Genomic DNA, 18,135 nt, shown 5'->3' on the forward strand with positions numbered 1-18,135 from the left:
AATTAACTTTACCTCAATAGACTCTTACTTAAAAACTCTCACGCAACCACTGACCAACACGCTGGAAATACCCACGCGTGCCCGTCGATAAATGATTCACTGCAGCCTGTACTGTTTTTTCTTCAAAACCCACCAATTGCGGATAAATTAACAATCCAACAGCAGATGTAAATGCCGCCCCTTTTGCAAGAGAAGGAAGCCTCGAAATACCTAAAGGCCGTCCTATACGAACATTTCTTCCCAATATAGTACGTGCCATCTCTGGCAATCCTGTTAACTGACTTGCTCCCCCAGTCAAAATAACACGTTTACCAACAATGTGACCAAAACCAGAACGATTCAAACAATCACGTACCATCTCTAATATTTCTTCGACGCGTGCACGAATGATACGACCAAGAACAGCGCGTGGATATTGGGTTTCACGATGCTCGCTCCCAATTTCTGCCACATTAATCATATGCCGCTCATCAGCACTTGTCAGAAGAGCCGAACCATATACAACCTTTAAACGTTCTGCTTCTTCGATAGACATAGAGAATCCACGCGCAACATCAAGAGTCACGTGATGTCCACCAACCGCAAGTGCATCAGCATGAACAAATTTTCCCTCAGAAAATACTGAAAACGTTGTGGTTCCGCCACCAAAATCAATACACGCAGCTCCTAAATGTGCCTCATCATTCATCAAAACAGCAAGACCACTTGCAAAGGGGGTCGCAACCATTGCTTCAACACTCAAATGTGCACGATTAATGCAAGCTTCTAAATTACGTAAAGATGCTGTTTCAGCTGTTACAACATGTACACCCACACCAAATAATTCTCCTGTCATTCCGACAGGATCAGAAATTCCTTTATCTCCATCTAATACATAAGAAACCGGAACTGAATGCACGACATGGCGCTCCGTATCAAAAGCTTTGCGCGAAACCTCTGCGAATGCCACACGTACATCACGCTTGGTTACTTCACGACCATTCAAACGTACCATGCCATTGATCAGAGCACTTTGTAGTCGGCTTGAGGAAAAGTTTACAATCACTGAATCAACCACCAAACCAGCCATTTTTTCTGCCGCATCAACAGCTAATCGTATTGATTGCTCTGCTGCAAACATATCCATAACAATACCAGATTTGATACCGCGTGAACGCTGCACTCCAAAACCTAAAATTTCCATAGAGTGCGTACGACCATGTAAATAATGCATATGCTTCAAGGGACGCAAACAAGCAATAAGACAGACAATCTTACTTGATCCAACATCAAGAACCGTCAAGAAACGTGTTTTGCGCGCCCCCATATGATGTGATCTGAGCAACATCATAAACTACCTGCCTTTCGCGCTTGTAAAACGCGTTCTCCTGCTACCACAGCAGCACGACGACGCTCCAACGCTTCATCAGACAAAGAAACTGTAATACGATCAGAAAGACGTAGATCAACACTCAGGATATCGCGAGAAAAAAGATCTTGTACCTTACCTGACTCAATAAGAGAAGCGAGTCTTTCAAGTGCACCATTTTCGGGCAACATAACGCGCACCCCATTGTCCAAAACAAGATCCCAACGCCGGTCACCTACACGCACAAAAGCACGAACATGATCATATAACTGCGGATATGCCAAAAGTTCTTGAATAAACATTTTAGCAGCACTTTGTGCCCCCTGACCAACTACAAGAGGCAAATCCTGAACTATCCCTCCTTGAAAAGGTACAATGATACGACCTGTATTATCAACAATATCCATCATGCCATCATGCTGCCAAATTGCATACGGTTCACGCTCCACGACCAAAATACGTACTCTGTTGGGATAAATCTTCTGAACATTCGCTGATTGAACCCAAGCCTGCTGTTCCAAAAGAGAACGCGCCTTATCAACATCAAAACTAAATATTGATGGAGAAACATCAAGTCCTAAAATCTTCAAAACATCTTGTTTTACCACACGCTTATTGCCACTCATATCAACATCGGCAACCACAAAACCAATATCCAATATTGCAGCCTTCACGATCATTTCCATACGACCACTTGAGGAAAGCCCGTAAAATGTCGTAACAAAGAAGAAAAACAAAACTGCAAAAGAACCAAAATGGCGAGGCACATGAATACCGGTAAATACAAATTCAAACATAAACCGGAGAAAACGACGATAAAGACGTGGTAAAACCGGCACTGACATCACCACCAGAACATTTTTTTTATCAACATTCAACGCATACACGACGCGTCCTCCACCATCCACTGAATAATATCGCCGTAAGTACGACCACTTGCTTTTGCGATATCAGGAAAAAGAGAAGTTGGTGTCATACCTGGCTGTGTATTAATCTCAAGCCAAACTAACTCTCCCGTTTCCTCATCAAAACGAAAATCAGAACGGCTAACACCTCGACAACCTATCGCCTGATGTGCCGCTAAAGACATTCTTTGCACTTTTTGGTAAATATTTGATGAAAGTTCTGCAGGACAAATATGAAGAGAGCCACCAAATTTATATTTCGAGTCATAATCATAAAACTGAAAACTCTGATCCGGAACAATTTCACAAACATCCAGAACCTCATTTCCCAAAACAGCACAAGTAAGCTCACGACCAGGAATATATTTTTCAACAATCACCTGATCTGCATAACCCCAATCAGCCCCCATAATATTACTTGGCGGCACAGATTCACTTTCTTTGACAATAATAACACCAAAACTTGACCCTTCACACACAGGCTTAATCACATAAGGAGGCTCCATGGGATGTGCTCGCCCAACAGAAAAACGACTCATGACAAAAGAAGGAGCGACAGAAACACCAACGCTCGCAACAACAATTTTTGCGCGCCCTTTATCCATTGCCAGCGCTGATGCCATCACTCCAGAATGCGTATAGGGAATTTTTAAATATTCAAGAATACCCTGAATACAACCATCTTCACCAAATTGCCCATGCAATGCATTGAAAGCGATATCAGGCTGTAACTGCTCAAGAACAGAAGCAACATGACTATCAACATCCACGCGACTTACACGATATCCCTGAGCTTCAAGAACATCAGCACATAAAGCACCTGAAGACAAACTTACAGACCGTTCAGAGGAAAATCCCCCCATCAACACAGCTATATGTTCATCTTTCATAATAAATTACCCTCCTTTATATACTATATATAGACAACACAAAAATCACTAATACCATATACAGGAAAGACTAAGATTTATCCTTGCGAATCAATAACCTAGCATTTTGCATAATGAATCAGACTCAGACGCATGACGCAAGAGATTCTTTGTTAATTTATTGATTCTTAATGGATTTTTTTTATTATCTCTTTGAAATGACTCAATTTTTTATTGTATTTTTTTATTGCACGAAATAAATCAATTAAACTGATCAAAAGAGGGAACGATACGGTCTTTTTCAAATTGACCAATACGCTGTATTTCCCACTCTAAGAGATGGGCAGAATGAGCAAAAACACGAGCACGCACCGTTTCTCCCAACGCCTCAAGATCATAGCCTGTTGCTTGCCCTGTATTGATCATAAAATTACAGTGCATCTCACTCATTTGAGCTCCACCAATCCGCAAACCGCGGCACCCTGCTTCATCAATAACACGCCATGCAGAGATATCTTCAGGATTTCGGAAAGTAGATCCACCTGTCTTTTCGCGAACAGGCTGTACTGCTTCTCGATGCAGAACAACTTCATCCATAGCTGCACGAATATCGTCTCTATTTCCTAGCTTTCCTTCCAACAAAGCAGCGGTAAAAACAAAATCTTCAGAGATACCACAATGCCGATAAGAATAATGCATATCTGCCAAACTCAAAATGTGCCGCTGTCCTTTACGATCAAGTGCATAGACCTCAATAACACGCGCAGCTGTCTCAAGACCATTAGCCCCTGCATTCATTTTGAGTGCTCCTCCAAGACCGCCAGGAATACCATGATAAAAATGAAACCCTGCAATCTCAGCCTCTAAAGCTGCCGCTGCTAAATGTTTATCTGCTGTAGCAGCACCAACCAACAAGCGCTGTGGAGAAACCTGCTGCACTTGCCCAAAACCTTTTGCTGAAAGACGAATAACAACTCCAGGAATTCCTCCATCACGCACCAAAAGATTAGAACCAATCCCCACAATCGTTACCGGAATAGATTCAGGCAAAATTTGAAAAAAGAGAGCTAAATCTGCCTCATCAGCAGGCTGATAAAAAAGCTCAGCCAACCCACCCGTGCGAAACCACGTTACTTTCCGCATATCAACATTAGGCGTAAGTTTGCCCTTTATGCCACCCAACGCCGGTTGCAATTGCGCCAACAGCGCTTCACCATCAATGAGTTGAAAATTCATCATTTTTATCAAGCACCATCAACTGGTTAGGTAAATCACAAGCCCATTGTGTGATATTACCAGCACCGAGAAAAACAACATAATCACCAGGTTTAGCAAATGTAGAGACAATCGAAACAACATCTTCCAAACAATGAATCAGACGCACATCACGATGCCCAGCCATTTGAATATGTTTTACCAATTCTCTCTCACCAAAACCAGCAATGGGCTCTTCACCAGCTGCATAAATTGGTGCAATCAACACTGTATCTGCATCATTAAAACAAGCAGAAAAATCATCAAATAAATTATACAAACGTGAATAACGATGTGGTTGCGCAATCGCAATTACCCGCCCTTTTGCACTCTCACGCGCAGCACATAAAACAGCCTTTATTTCAACAGGATGATGTCCATAATCATCAAAGATCTCAACGCCACGCCAACTTCCTGTTTGCGTAAAACGCCGTTTTACGCCACCAAATTCTGCTAAGCCCTTTTTTATCGATTCATTTGAAATGCCAAGTTCATGAGCAATGGCAATCGCCGCAGTCGCATTAGAAACATTGTGCTGCCCAGACATTGGCAAAACCAAATTTTTCAATTTAGTCTCTCTACCTGTTTTCCGCGAGCGAATGAAGACATCAAAATGCATTTTTTGACCATCCATAGAAAGATTAAGAAAGCGAACATCAGCTTGTGGATTTGCACCATAAGTGATCACCCAACGATCATCAATACGACTAGCCAATGACTGAACCTCTGGATGATCAAGGCATAAAACAGCAAAACCATAAAAAGGAACATTCTCTACAAATTGCCGAAAAGCTTCACGCACAGCACCAAAACTCCTGTAATGATCTAAATGCTCACGGTCTATATTAGTAACAACAGCTATATCAGCAGGCAACTTTAAAAAAGTACCATCACTTTCATCGGCTTCAACCACCATCCAATCGCCATCCCCCATACGAGCATTTGTACCATAAGCATTGATAATACCACCATTAATCACCACCGGATCAAAACCACCAGCATCAAGAAGTGCTGCTACCATTGATGTGGTCGTTGTTTTACCATGCGTACCACCAACAGCAATTGCCCGACGAAAACGCATCAGCTCCGCAAGCATTTCGGCACGTCTTACAATCGGCAAATGCTTTTCTTTCGCAGCAATATATTCAGGGTTTGTTTCTTTTATAGCAGTAGAAATAACAACAACCTCTACGTTCTCTAAATTTTCAGCACGATGCCCTATATGAACGTTAATTCCTTTTCCCCTTAAACGTTCAACATTTGCACTCTCAACTTGATCAGACCCTTGAACTTTATAACCAAGATTATAAAAAACTTCCGCAATCCCACTCATGCCAATTCCACCAATTCCGATAAAATGGAGAAGGCCTATATTAAGCGGCATTTTCATCAAAAAACTCCTTTTTTACATCTGACAGCGATCGCCCCATAATTAATGCTTCAGCCATATCAGCAAGACGAATAGTTGCATAAGGTTGTCCAACTTTTTTTGCAGCAAGCGCCTGTTTCTCCAATAAGTGCGGTGCACAACAAGCTTCTGTTAAAAGAGAAGAAAGTCTTTGTGCGTTCAAATCTCTTTCTAATATAATTTGCGCGCCTCCCGCAGCAGCAAGCATTGCCGCATTTTCTGCCTGATCATGATCTAAAGCATGAGGATATGGGATAAGTAAAGCGGGACGACCGATTACGGCTATCTCACAAACGGATGAAGCACCAGCGCGTGACAAAATAAAATGAGCACGCATCATCCGTTCAGCCATGTCATCAAAAAAAGGAGCAACTTCTGCTTGCACGCCCATATCGCGATAAATTTTTATCAACTCTACAGAGTCACCGCGAACTTGCTGAATAATCCGCAAGCGTTTACGTATCTTATCATCTAGCAAAGCAATTGCTGCAGAAACAATTTGTGAAAAAGAAGAAGCCCCTTGGCTACCACCAAAAATCAAAAAATGAAATGGCTTTTCACCAGTGGAAGGATAATAAGGAATTTCTGCAGCTTTGAGAATAGCCTCACGTACAGGATTACCTGTAAGGAGCGTTTTATGAGCATAAACACCATTTGGCGGCAACAAACCACCTGCTATTGCATGCACAAAAACCGCCAAAGCCCGATTCGCACGCCCCATAACAGCATTTTGTTCATGAATAAATGTTATGCGCCGCGTTAAAACAGCAACCAAAAGAGGAGGAACAGTAGGATAACCGCCAAACCCACCAACAAGAACAGGACGCAATTTATAAAAAAGCGCCAATGATTGCCCCATTCCCTTTAACAAAGACCAAAATGTTTTTACAAGTGCAAAAGGGTTGCGTCGTGTAAATGTTGCCGATGAAATTATATGAATATGTTCTTCATCAAAGCAGCGTACAAAACGTTGCGCTCTTCTATCTGTTGCTAAATGAACGTCATATCCACGCCGCCTTAATTCAACAGCAACTGCTTCCGCAGGAAAAAGATGCCCACCTGTACCGCCAGCCACCAAAAGAACAACTTTTTTATCAGCCATCAGTGGTATCCAAAACAGCAGAAGAGGAAAAAGCGGAAAGGCGTGCTTCTGGCCAACGGCGTGTCAAACTAAGCAAAATGCCCATTGAAAGTGCAATAGCTATCATAGATGAACCACCATAAGAAATAAATGGCAATGTCATACCTTTTGGAGGTATTAAATGAAGATTAACCGCCATATTAATCGCTGATTGAAAGCCTATCATCATTGCTATACCAGTAATACCGAGACGTATAAATGAATCACGGGTATTCAATGCTATATACAATGAGCGCATAACAATAAAACCAAAAAGCATCATAATTAAGAGACAGAGGATAATACCATATTCTTCAGCAGCAACGGAAAACACAAAATCTGTATGGCTATCAGGAATGATACGTTTCACCGTTCCCTCGCCCGGTCCTTGTCCAAACCAACCACCATTCAAAATAGCCTCACGCCCTACATCAACTTGAAAAGTATTGCCTTCACCTGTAAAAAAACCATTAATACGTTCACGCACATGGTGAAGGAAAAGATATGCTAAAACAACTCCTATAATGCCTAAAATGAGAAACAAGAAAATAATAGTAAGAGACACACCAGCAACAAAAAACAGACCACCCCATGCTGCACTCATTAAGAGTGTTTGACCAATATCAGGTTGTAGAACGAGAAGCACACAACAAAAAGCATAAAGTGCAGTAGCTAACGTGTAACCAGGAATGCCTCTACGCCGTACCTGTTCCGAAAAAAGCCAAGCTGACATAATCACAAAAGCTGGCTTCATAAACTCTGATGCTTGAACAGAAAGACCAAATAGAACAATCCACCGCCGTGCTCCTTTTAATTCTGGGCCAACAAATAAGGTTGCAATCATCAGAACAAGTGTCGCAATTAACAAAAGGGCACATAAACGCCGAATATTACGGAGCGAGAAAAAAGAAAGTGTAACCATCGTAAAAAATGCCGGAATACTAAAAATGATATGCCAGCGAACAAAATAAAAATTATCAGCAATTCCGATTTTCTTTGCAATAGTAGGACTAGCAGCAAAAGATAACATAATGCCAATCCCCATCAAGATCAAACAAGCAGCAAAGATAGAGCGATCAATTGTCCACCACCAATTCGCAATTGGATCTCTGTCTGCACGAGTAAACATCTTATTCACTTTATCCTTTTCATAATTATACTAAAAGTGAATGGTTTCCCCCATTTGGCAAACACTTCAAAAACTAAATACACTGAAAAAGATTCTGGAGAGTTAACACAAAATCATTTTTTTATAATTCGTGTTCTTTTAACTGCATAACAAAAGAGACAAAAGCTTCCCCACGGATTTCATAATTTTTAAATTGATCATAACTTGCACAGGCTGGTGAAAAGAGAACCACAGCCTCTTTCATCTTGCAATACATTGCATCAGCAGCTGCTTCATGTACCGCATTTTCCAAAGTTGAACTCATTGAAAAAGGAAAAGCAGAGCCAATAACACTGGCGAATTCTTCCGCCGCAGTTCCAATTAAATAAGCTTTGCGGATTTTATGAAAAAATCCTCTAAGCGCCTCAATCCCACCTTTTTTAGCCTGTCCTCCAACAATCCAAAAAACATCATTAAAGGCTGCAAGTGCAGGAGCTGATGCATCTGCATTAGTAGCCTTGCTATCATTGATAAACAAAACTGAGCCTATTTTACGCACCTGTTGCATACGATGTGGTAGTCCTTCATAACGAGCTAAATGTTTCTCTATATGCGGATCAGTAATTTTTAAAGCTTGCAATGTTGCCAAGGCCATAAGAGCATTTTGCGCGTTATGACTACCACGCAAAGCAGTCATAGAAGCGAGATCTGCAAGCATATGACGCCACCCTTGGCGAACAGAGAAGAGCTTAGTTCCCTCCGCATAAAAACCATTTTCAACAAAATGTTCCTTGGAAATTGCCTCAACTTGACAACCCTCATGAAGCAATTGTTGATACAAACTCTGACAAGCTGCGTCATCAATTGAAATAAAAGCATGAGAAGCCCTAGCAACTAAACGCCTTTTAGCTTGCACATAATGAGTAAAGCTACCATGACGATCAATATGATCAGGCGTTAGATTCAATAAAAGACCGATAGTCGGCTGAAGAGAGGGGGTTAAATCGATTTGAAACGATGAACATTCAATCACATAAATACGTTTTTTAACAAACGGCTTAAGAGTCAATATTGCAGTTCCAATATTCCCTCCCATTTGCACATCATAACCCATTTGTTCCAACAAATGAGCAAGTAAAGCTGTAGTTGTCGATTTCCCATTCGTGCCCGTAATAGCGATAAATGGAACATCTTGATCACAAAATCCATAATGCTGTAAAAAATGGTTACGTGCACGAACAAATAATTCAATATCACCAATAATTTCTATATCTTTTTGACGTGCTTTCTCAACAACCCAATGCGGTTGCGGAGAAGTTAAAGAAACACCAGGCGCTAAAATCAACGCAACAAATTCTGTCCAATCTTCATATTGAAGATCTCTTGTTGGAATATTTTCCCTCTCAGCTGCTTGTACACCTGAAGGACTATCATCCCACGCAACCACTTCTGCACCGCCACGTATCAACGCTTTTGCAGCAGCTAATCCGGACTGTCCCAATCCAAAGAGAGCAACTTTTTGACCTTTATAACACGCAACAGAAATCAAAATTTCACCGCAATTTAAGTGTTGAAAGACCAATTAAAGCAAGAACAATGGAAATAATCCAAAAGCGTATCACCACTTGGCTTTCAGTCCAACCTTTTTTCTCGAAATGATGGTGTATTGGTGCCATAAGAAACACACGCTTTTTTGTTAATTTGAAATAACCAACCTGAATAACAACCGAAAATCCTTCTAGAACAAAAAGTCCGCCAATAAGAATCAAGACAATTTCATGCTTAGTTGCTACAGCAACAATACCCAGTAGTCCTCCAAGCGCCAACGAACCAGTATCCCCCATAAAAATAGCTGCGGGTGGTGCATTAAACCATAAAAAACCAAGACCTGCACCAACAACGGCCCCCAGCAAAACAGCTAATTCCCCCGTTCCCGAAACATAATGAATTTGTAAATAATCAGCAAAATTTATATTACCAGAAAGGTAAGCAATCAAAGCAAAAGACAAAGCAGCAACCATCACAGGAACGATAGCAAGCCCATCAAGACCATCAGTCAAATTAACCGCATTACCAGTCCCTACGATAACAAAAGCAGAAAAAGGAAGGAAAAACCAGCTCAAATTGATAAAATAGTCTTTCACAAAGGGCAAAGCCAATCCAGGCGAACCGACTTGTAGGATAATAAAGGCAGCAATGAATGCAACCCAAAATTCCAAACTTAATCGTGCTTTACCAGAAAATCCTTTCTCCGTTTGTTTTGTTACCTTAAGATAATCATCATAAAAACCAATCATCCCAAAAGAAAGCATAACGAATAACGATACCCAAAAATAAATATTCGACAAATTACACCACAAAAACGCCGATACTACAGTGCCGGTTAAAATCATCAAACCACCCATGGTAGGCGTCCCAGCCTTTTTAAAATGTGTTTGAGGACCATCAGCGCGAATTGGCTGCCCTTTTCCCTGTCGCAATTTAAGAGAGGCAATAATGCTCGGCCCAAACAAAAACACAATGAGCCCCGATGTGAGCATAGCGGCTATAGTGCGAAAAGTAATATAACGAAAAACACTGACGCCTGGAAACCAATCACTAAGCGAAGAAAAAAACAGCATCATAATATAAAAAACCTACTTAAATTATAGAGAAACCACTTTATAGCGATCAAGAAGTGCAGTCACAATATCTGAAGAAGAAAGACTATGGGATGATTTAATCATAAGCAGATCCCCATTGGTAATTTCTGTAAAAATAAGCGGTAAAATTTTTTCAATATTTTCCGTATAATGAACCCTAACGTAAGCAGATAAATCAATGGCTAAAAATTTCATTGCCTCACCAAATAAAAAAACTGGATTAGCACCAGAAGAACATATTGGCTTTACTAAATCACGATGAAGTTTTTCACTATAAACTCCTAACTCTAGCATATCACCCAAAATAGCTATTCTCCTACCACAAACACCTACAGGACCTGTGGCAAGCAACTCAAGAGCAGCAAGCATAGACGCAGGATTAGCATTATAGCTTTCATCAATTAAATGAAATTCGCCCCCATTTGGTAAAGACAATCGATAACGAACCCCCCGTCCCTTTTGAAGAGAAAAACGACTCAAAGAAAGCGAAACACATGCCAAATCAATACCAATGACATCACAAACCGCAAGAACACCTAAACTATTTTGTACAATATGCCGTCCTGGAGCACCAATTGTAATCACCCTATCTTGCCCCAAAATACGTACAATCATAGAAGAAGAATCTTTTAGAAGACGTATATCCCTTGCTTGATAATCAGAATCTTCCGCCTCACCAAAACTTAAGATCTTTTTCACACCACATTGCTTTGCTTTTTGGACTAAATAAGAAAAAAAATCATTGTCTGCATTTAAAATGGCCACACCTTTCTCATCCAATCCTTCAAAAATTTCAGCTTTTGCATCTGCTATTCCTTCAAGATTTTTGAAAAAACCCATATGCCCAGCAGAAATATGCGTAATGAGAACAACATGCGGACAAACCAACTTAACTAAAGGGCGAATTTCATCTTTATGATTCATACCAATTTCAAAGATACCATAATCACACTCCGTAGGCATCCGTGCCAAAGTAAGCGGTACCCCCCAGCAATTGTTTAAAGAAGAAAGATTTGCATGAACCTTTCCAACAGTCGCAAGCGCTTGCTTGAGAGCTTCTTTTGTCGTCGTTTTTCCAACAGAACCTGTTATCGCTATAATTTTAGCTTTTGAACGCTTGCGTGCGGCTTGCGCAAGTTTTTCTAAAGCTTGCAAAACATCAGGGACAACAATCAGTGGAGCAGATATTTTTTTCATATCAGTTAAACGACTTTCCGCAACGATAAGAACACCTGCACCCCGTGCATAAGCTTGTGCAGCAAAATCATGACCATCAAGATGATGACCTTTAATACAGAAAAAAATATCGCCTTCTATAAGTGTTCGACTATCAATAGAAATCCCAGAAAAACTTTCTGGTAAATCGCCAATTACAAAGCCATCAAGTGCGGTAATAAGTGCTTGTTTGTTCCATAAAGCTTTCATCTCTTTCGTTCCTGCAGAGCGTCAATTGCCTTTAAACGGTCTGAAAAAGGATATATTTTCTGCCCTATGATCTGGCCATTTTCATGACCTTTCCCAGCAATAATTAATGTGTCCCCAGCTTGCAAAAGCCCCACCGCATAAGAAATTGCTTCACCACGATCCGCTATTTCTATTGCTTTTGGAACTGCTTGTAAAATATCTTTACGGATTTTTTCTGGCATTTCTGTGCGAGGATTATCATCCGTTACAATAACAATATCAGCCTTGTCTTCTGCAATTTTTCCCATCAAAGGCCTTTTCCCTCGATCGCGATCACCACCACAACCAAAAACAAGAATTAAACGCCCTTGTGTAAAAGGACGCACAGAAAGTAACACTTGCTCCAAAGCTTCTGGTTTATGCGCATAATCTATATAAACAGGCGCATTATTTTCTGTCTTTCCAACTAATTCTAATCGCCCAGGGGCTCCCTGCAAGGTTTCAAGCGAAGCAAAAACCTTATCAGGAGATACACCTGTTGTAATTGCTAATCCCGCCGCCATAAGCGCATTGGTCACTTGAAAATCTCCAGCCAAAGGCAAATCAAATGTGTAAATATTGTTTTCTACACGACATTCAACACACTGTTTTGAACGTTGATGTTCAATACGATTAATAGTGATAAATTGTCCCTTACGCCCAATTGTTAAAACATGACGGTGTGCTTGTGTGATGATATCAATAACCTTTTGCGAATAAACATCATCCGCAAAAACAAGAGCAGGAAAATCTTGGGGCAAAAGCGTATCAAAGAGCTTCATTTTAGCACGCAAATAATCCTCTACGCCCATGTGATAATCCATGTGATCACGCCCTAAATTGGTAAAAGCGCCAGCAGTTAAACGTACCCCGTCAAGCCGACCTTGATCAAGCCCATGCGAAGACGCTTCAAGGGCTGCATGTGTAACACCTTCATTGGAAATTTCATAAAGGAGGCGCTGCAAAACTACCGGATCGGGTGTTGTGAGAGAAGCAGAATCATTCCGCTTAGGAGAAACAACACCTACTGTTCCTATACTGGCAGCACACAACCCAACATGGGTCCAAATTTGCCGAACAAAAGAAACAACTGATGTTTTTCCACTTGTACCTGTCACAGCTACTACAGTTTTAGGTTGAGAACCGTAAAAACGTGCAGCTGCTATCGCTAAACTATGACGAACATCAGAAACACGTAAAACTGGAACAGATAAATTCTCAAGAACAACATTACAATCTGTAACGATTGCTTGTGCACCACGCTTGAGTGCATCATTTATATACTGTCTTCCATCCCCTTGAGTGCCTTGAAGAGCCACAAAAACATAGCCTGGCAAAATTTGTCGAGAATCCGCACTTATTCCTGTTATTTCGATTGAAGAAAAACATTCATCTTCAACACATTCTGTAAAAACTTTTCCAAACAACATGACAATGCACCTTTATATTAATTTTACCGTTGTTTAACTAAGCTTGAACTATTCTTTGTGCTTAAAATAGGCTCATATTCTTTCTTAAAATCTGGTTTTATTCCCAGAAAACTAGCTGAGCGGCGAATAATATTAGAAAGCATTGGCCCGGCATTCAATCCTGCTGTTGCTGTATGTTTTCCATCTTCAGGCTTAGGTTCATCGATAATTGTTAAAACAACATAAGAAGGATTCTCGATAGGAAAAGCAGCGAGAAAACTATTGAAATTTTTTGTTTTAGAATATTTTCCATTTTCAACTTTTTCAGCTGTACCTGTCTTACCACCCACCCGATAACCTTCTACTTTTGCATTACGTCCAGAACCAATATCGCTATTTAACTTATAAAGATAACGCATATTTTGACTTGTTTTAGCTTGCAAGACTTGTTTTGCATGTTTCGAAGCTTGTTCTTTTGTGCGTTTTAAAAACGTAGGTGCAATCAACCAACCACCATTCATTAAAGCAGCAGCAGCTACTGCTGTTTGCAAAGGCGTTGTTGCCATACCATGTCCAAAAGAAATTGTCATAGAATGGATGTCCTTCCAATGTCGTGGCGCAATAGGGCGTGCAACTTCAGGCAACTCTGTTGACAGTTGATCAAGTAAACCAAGCCGCTGCAAAAAAGCACGATGTCCATCAATTCCTACCGCCAATGCCTCCTTAGCCGAACCGATGTTAGAGGAATAAATGAAAACCTCCCATAACGTTAGGGGACGATTTTTCCCATGAAAATCATGAATAGTGTATCCTCCACTCGCTTGCAAAGGTTTTGATGCATCAATGATACTGTTTAAATGAAAGATATCTGAATCAAGTGCCATCGCAGTCGTAAAACTTTTAATGATAGATCCCATTTCAAAGATTCCAGCCGTCATCCGATTGAGGCGATCACTTTTCAAAGCATCAACAGGATTCCCAGGATCAAAATCTGGTATAGATGCCATAGCAAGAACTTCATTAGTATGGATATTTAAAATAACAGCTCCTGCAGCAATTGCTTTATAACGTTTCATTGCCTTCATAAGTTCGTCGTGCACAATTGTCTGAATACGCACATCAATCGAAAGCTGAACTGGCTTTAATGACGTTTCAGTTGCGAGACCAGCAGCACGCAGAGCACTCAAACCAGTGTCATCAATATATTTTTCCATACCCGCTATGCCCTGATTATCAACATTAACCATGCCAAGAATATGCGAAACCACAGAACCACTTGGATAAAATCGACGAATTTCGGTACGAAAACCAATCCCAGGAATACCAAGAGCCATAATTTGGGTCTTTTGCATCGGCGTTAATCCACGCTGAATCCAAGAAAAACTAGACTTTCTTTTTAGGCGTTTATAAGTTTCCTGCCAATTAAGATCAGGCAAAACTGTTGAGAGCAATTCTATTGTTTCATCCACATCAATAATACGTCGTGGTTCAGCAAAAAGCGAATAAGTTTTAATATCCGTTGCCAATAAACGGCCATTACGGTCAATAATATCAGGGCGCGCAGTTAATTGAAGAGCTGCTGGCCCTTTTGCTTCTTCAATTTGCCCACCTTCAAGCCCATAAGAAATAAGACAAGCCCCCATAACACCATATAAAATAAGAAAACAGAGCAAAGAAAAAAGGAGGCGTATACGACTGGAATACGAGCGACGAACGGAGAAATTATGAACATCAAACTGGTTATTTAGGCGTTTTTTCTTCTGCGAAAATAAAAAGTATGATTTCATCACCGCACACCTTTTTGAACAACGCCCTTCACCTGAGCAGAACGATTGTTTACCAAAATATCATGACCTTCCTCCAAGATATTTTGTTTAATCACGTCTTCAATTTGATCATGGACACGTACTGGAATATCCTCCAACTCTACAACTTGGCGAGGCTCGATAATCTCTAAACCAAGCTCTTTTTGATAACGTTTCGCAAGTTTTTGCATGCGTGAAGGCTCTATCATCACCGCCCATTCAGCATGAAGCAAACTCACCGTATTTTTTTCTGCAGCAATTTTATGTTCAAGATGACGGACTTCGCTCATTCGTTTTTGGACATCATATTTTACCTTATAAGTAAGACCCGCCATACAAATCATAATCAATACTAAAATCATATCAAATGTACGAAAAACTGTCATTTCTTGCCACCTTCAAAATTGGCAATCTCTGCTAAACCAAACAATTTCATATCGAAAGCCTGGCTCTCAACCTCTGTGCGTACACCAATACGCAACCGCGCAGAACGTGAACGAGGATTTTGCTGTAACTCCTCTTTATTTGCAGTTATCCCGCCTTTAAACAAAGGAAAAAATGTTGCTGGAGCCGTCTCTACTTCAGGAAGATAGCGTGATCTCACACATTCTCCTGAACGAGCAGAAAAAAATCTTTTGACCATACGATCTTCAAGAGAATGGAAACTCACAACGCCCAAACGACCACCTGGTTTCAAAATGCGTTCAGCAGCAAACAAACCACGTGCAAGTTCACCAATTTCATCATTAACATAAATGCGAAGAGCTTGAAATACACGTGTTGCAGGATGAATGCGATCTCCGCCTTTACGCCCCACCAATGCCTCGATAGCATGAGCAAGATCACCTGTACGTAAAAAAGGTTGAATACAGCGGCGTTTTTCAATCATCCGTGCAATTCGGCCTGCATAGCGCTCTTCTCCCAATATTTTAAAGATTTGCGCTAACTCATTCACCTTTAAACGATTCACAACATCGGCAGCAGTAAAACCAGTCTGAGCCATTCGCATATCTAATGGACCATCTTTTTGAAAAGAAAACCCCCTTTCAGCTTCATCAATCTGCATTGAGGAAACACCAATATCCAAAATAACAGCGTCTACTTTCTCTTCAACTACGCTATCCAATTGTGAAAACTCTATTTGCACCAAACGAAGCCGCGGAAAAAATTCATCAACAAGCGATTGTCCTTCGCGAATAGCATAAGGATCACGATCAAGAGCAATAACCTGCGCACCCGCATTTAAAAGCGCGCGCGTATAACCACCAGCACCAAAGGTGCCATCAATCACTTTTGCTCCAACCAATGGCACAAGCCCAGCTAAAACTGGCTGTAACAACACTGGAATATGGCGCTCAGCTCTGTTCCCTTGCTTTTTCAAAATAATCCGTCTTGATGTATAATTTTTTCAAATCAATCGCTATCAATGGCAACCAATGGCAACTGATATCAGAGCAACTAAAACTTCACCTCTCATGCCTACTCTATAAGAATGAAAGAAAATGAGGCTAAAGTTAACACGATGCACATCCTAACGCATTATACTTAAAGAAATGTTATGATTTTAAAGAATATTCTTTATTTAAGTGTAGCCTTCAAAAATACACTCCATAGAAAAACCGGTGTGCAACGTCGACTCTATAAATATATCACTTATGTAAAATACCGAGCTAATCGAAAAATATCAGTCGGCCTGTAAGCCGGGTTCTGTATTGTAAAGTTTACACTCTACATGGCAACCATTCATCTGGGACGGATGTTACCATCCGCCTCGTGCAACCTACCCGAATGACTAGCCCGGAAACCGGCTGCAAGTTAAGCCTTGCACGTCATTTCTATTTGGTCTTGCTCCCGGTGGGGTTTACCTTGCCACACTCATTACTGAATGCGCGGTGGGCTCTTACTCCACCCTTTCACCCTTACCTATAAAAATAGGCGGTTTACTTTCTGTGGCACTTTCCCTAGGGTCGCCCCCGCCGGGTGTTACCCGGCACCGTTTTTCCATGGAGCCCGGACTTTCCTCACCTGCCATCTTTTCATTAAACAAGCGCGGCTGCCCAGCCGACTGACACACGGTTTATAGAACATTTTTCATCAAGTTAAAATAGTGCTCTTAAAATATTTTAAAAATTTGATCAAGAAAACACATGCCTTCAAAGTGCATTTTTATTTTAATGAAGCCAAATAAGTTTTCACTTTTGAGCAATATTTTTCTGAAATGGAATTCATTTTTTTTGCAGCATGACCTGCATTATATTTAAGAATTGTGCCACATGTATTGCCACCACTTAGTTTATATGCCCGCGCCAAATAACGCATACCATATTCAAGATTGGTCGCAGGATCGTAAAGATCTTGTACAGAACCTTTAAAACCCAATCCTCGCGCAGTAGATGGTTTTATTTGCATCAAGCCTATTTCGCCAGCAGCGCCCTTTATATCTGCCTTATAATCACTTTCAACTCTTACAACAGCGTGTGCCAAATTAACGGGAACCTTGTACTTATTCGCAAATTTCTGAATAAGAAACTCATAAGGACGAACAGGAATCTTAGAAGAAATCGTCACAGAACCTTCTTTTGATCCTACAACATTTAATACAGTATGAGCCCAACTTATCTCAAATATAAAAAATACAGCAAATGCTGTACTTAAAAGAATTTTCAAAAATTGCATTTTTTTTCTCTTCATTAAGACATTCTTCAACCTAGCTGCAACAGCTTGAAAGGCGCATTGTACACAGAAAAAAAACTAAAGAGCGGCTTAAAGGTGGAAATATTAAGACAATTTCAAGATAATTTTTCGCACTATAAGAAAATCGCCC

General features: G+C 40.6%; 15 protein-coding genes and 1 other RNA gene. All 16 read right to left on the minus strand.

The features are described 5' to 3' along the window. Positions 1-28: 28 nt before the first annotated feature. The 16 genes from ftsA to MCQ_RS05180 all read right to left on the minus strand — a co-directional run bounded on the left by ftsA (position 29) and on the right by MCQ_RS05180 (position 17,987). Positions 29-1,330 carry a cell division protein FtsA gene (gene ftsA / locus MCQ_RS05110; RefSeq protein ID WP_006923959.1) on the minus strand — a complete coding sequence of 434 codons (1,302 nt, stop codon included), beginning with the start codon at positions 1,328-1,330 and terminating at the stop codon, positions 29-31. After that, on the minus strand, positions 1,327-2,235 hold the full coding sequence (locus MCQ_RS05115) for a cell division protein FtsQ/DivIB (protein WP_006923960.1): 909 nt from the start codon (positions 2,233-2,235) through the stop codon (positions 1,327-1,329). Before MCQ_RS05115 ends, ftsA begins: the two co-directional genes overlap by 4 nt. Then, positions 2,223-3,143, minus strand: coding sequence for a D-alanine--D-alanine ligase (locus MCQ_RS05120; protein ID WP_006923961.1), 921 nt, complete (start codon positions 3,141-3,143; stop codon positions 2,223-2,225). Before MCQ_RS05120 ends, MCQ_RS05115 begins: the two co-directional genes overlap by 13 nt. A gap of 240 nt (positions 3,144-3,383) precedes the next feature. After that, positions 3,384-4,361, minus strand: a complete 978-nt coding sequence (murB, locus tag MCQ_RS05125) for a UDP-N-acetylmuramate dehydrogenase (RefSeq protein ID WP_006923962.1) — start codon at positions 4,359-4,361, stop codon at positions 3,384-3,386. Further along, positions 4,339-5,766: a UDP-N-acetylmuramate--L-alanine ligase gene (gene murC / locus MCQ_RS05130; protein WP_006923963.1), complete on the minus strand. Its 1,428-nt coding sequence runs from the start codon at positions 5,764-5,766 to the stop codon at positions 4,339-4,341. Before murC ends, murB begins: the two co-directional genes overlap by 23 nt. Beyond that, positions 5,750-6,886: a UDP-N-acetylglucosamine--N-acetylmuramyl-(pentapeptide) pyrophosphoryl-undecaprenol N-acetylglucosamine transferase gene (locus MCQ_RS05135; protein ID WP_006923964.1), complete on the minus strand. Its 1,137-nt coding sequence runs from the start codon at positions 6,884-6,886 to the stop codon at positions 5,750-5,752. Before MCQ_RS05135 ends, murC begins: the two co-directional genes overlap by 17 nt. Next, entirely contained in the window at positions 6,879-8,033 is a 1,155-nt protein-coding gene (locus tag MCQ_RS05140) for an FtsW/RodA/SpoVE family cell cycle protein (RefSeq protein WP_006923965.1), read from the minus strand. Before MCQ_RS05140 ends, MCQ_RS05135 begins: the two co-directional genes overlap by 8 nt. A gap of 121 nt (positions 8,034-8,154) precedes the next feature. After that, positions 8,155-9,561: a UDP-N-acetylmuramoyl-L-alanine--D-glutamate ligase gene (gene murD, locus MCQ_RS05145; RefSeq protein ID WP_006923966.1), complete on the minus strand. Its 1,407-nt coding sequence runs from the start codon at positions 9,559-9,561 to the stop codon at positions 8,155-8,157. 4 nt (positions 9,562-9,565) lie between these two features. After that, positions 9,566-10,636, minus strand: a complete 1,071-nt coding sequence (gene mraY / locus MCQ_RS05150; protein ID WP_006923967.1) for a phospho-N-acetylmuramoyl-pentapeptide-transferase — start codon at positions 10,634-10,636, stop codon at positions 9,566-9,568. Positions 10,637-10,657: 21 nt separating this feature from the next. Next, positions 10,658-12,079 (minus strand): UDP-N-acetylmuramoyl-tripeptide--D-alanyl-D-alanine ligase, encoded by a 1,422-nt coding sequence (locus MCQ_RS05155; RefSeq protein ID WP_006923968.1) that lies wholly within the window; start codon positions 12,077-12,079, stop codon positions 10,658-10,660. Further along, positions 12,076-13,527: a UDP-N-acetylmuramoyl-L-alanyl-D-glutamate--2,6-diaminopimelate ligase gene (locus tag MCQ_RS05160; protein WP_006923969.1), complete on the minus strand. Its 1,452-nt coding sequence runs from the start codon at positions 13,525-13,527 to the stop codon at positions 12,076-12,078. Before MCQ_RS05160 ends, MCQ_RS05155 begins: the two co-directional genes overlap by 4 nt. A 23-nt stretch (positions 13,528-13,550) precedes the next feature. After that, complete coding sequence (locus MCQ_RS05165; RefSeq protein WP_006923970.1) at positions 13,551-15,293, minus strand: peptidoglycan D,D-transpeptidase FtsI family protein; 1,743 nt, start codon at positions 15,291-15,293, stop codon at positions 13,551-13,553. Further along, positions 15,293-15,697, minus strand: coding sequence for a cell division protein FtsL (ftsL, locus tag MCQ_RS05170; protein WP_006923971.1), 405 nt, complete (start codon positions 15,695-15,697; stop codon positions 15,293-15,295). Before ftsL ends, MCQ_RS05165 begins: the two co-directional genes overlap by 1 nt. Next, the gene (gene rsmH / locus MCQ_RS05175) at positions 15,694-16,692 is read right to left on the minus strand and encodes a 16S rRNA (cytosine(1402)-N(4))-methyltransferase RsmH (RefSeq protein ID WP_006923972.1); all 999 of its coding nucleotides are present in this window, start codon (positions 16,690-16,692) and stop codon (positions 15,694-15,696) included. The genes ftsL and rsmH overlap by 4 nt, the downstream gene beginning before the upstream one ends. A gap of 299 nt (positions 16,693-16,991) precedes the next feature. Next, an RNA gene (rnpB, locus tag MCQ_RS08605) (RNase P RNA component class A) lies at positions 16,992-17,380 on the minus strand. 97 nt (positions 17,381-17,477) lie between these two features. Then, positions 17,478-17,987, minus strand: a complete 510-nt coding sequence (locus MCQ_RS05180) for a lytic transglycosylase domain-containing protein (RefSeq protein WP_006923973.1) — start codon at positions 17,985-17,987, stop codon at positions 17,478-17,480. Between the last annotated feature and the right edge of the window lie 148 nt (positions 17,988-18,135).

This window comes from Candidatus Bartonella washoeensis Sb944nv, from assembly GCF_000278135.1.
GTDB classification, from domain to species: Bacteria; Pseudomonadota; Alphaproteobacteria; order Rhizobiales; family Rhizobiaceae; genus Bartonella; species Bartonella washoeensis.

What these genes read in the sequence shown, in the direction of transcription:
- MCQ_RS05180 (WP_006923973.1), bottom strand. Translation starts at nt 17,987, where the DNA reads ATGCAATTTTTGAAAATTCTTTTAAGTACAGCATTTGCTGTATTTTTT.
- MCQ_RS05120 (WP_006923961.1), bottom strand. Translation starts at nt 3,143, where the DNA reads ATGAAAGATGAACATATAGCTGTGTTGATGGGGGGATTTTCCTCTGAA.
- mraY (WP_006923967.1), bottom strand. Translation starts at nt 10,636, where the DNA reads ATGATGCTGTTTTTTTCTTCGCTTAGTGATTGGTTTCCAGGCGTCAGT.
- murC (WP_006923963.1), bottom strand. Translation starts at nt 5,766, where the DNA reads ATGAAAATGCCGCTTAATATAGGCCTTCTCCATTTTATCGGAATTGGT.
- MCQ_RS05155 (WP_006923968.1), bottom strand. Translation starts at nt 12,079, where the DNA reads ATGAAAGCTTTATGGAACAAACAAGCACTTATTACCGCACTTGATGGC.
- ftsL (WP_006923971.1), bottom strand. Translation starts at nt 15,697, where the DNA reads ATGACAGTTTTTCGTACATTTGATATGATTTTAGTATTGATTATGATT.
- ftsA (WP_006923959.1), bottom strand. Translation starts at nt 1,330, where the DNA reads ATGATGTTGCTCAGATCACATCATATGGGGGCGCGCAAAACACGTTTC.
- MCQ_RS05140 (WP_006923965.1), bottom strand. Translation starts at nt 8,033, where the DNA reads ATGTTTACTCGTGCAGACAGAGATCCAATTGCGAATTGGTGGTGGACA.
- MCQ_RS05160 (WP_006923969.1), bottom strand. Translation starts at nt 13,527, where the DNA reads ATGTTGTTTGGAAAAGTTTTTACAGAATGTGTTGAAGATGAATGTTTT.
- MCQ_RS05135 (WP_006923964.1), bottom strand. Translation starts at nt 6,886, where the DNA reads ATGGCTGATAAAAAAGTTGTTCTTTTGGTGGCTGGCGGTACAGGTGGG.
- murB (WP_006923962.1), bottom strand. Translation starts at nt 4,361, where the DNA reads ATGATGAATTTTCAACTCATTGATGGTGAAGCGCTGTTGGCGCAATTG.
- MCQ_RS05165 (WP_006923970.1), bottom strand. Translation starts at nt 15,293, where the DNA reads ATGAAATCATACTTTTTATTTTCGCAGAAGAAAAAACGCCTAAATAAC.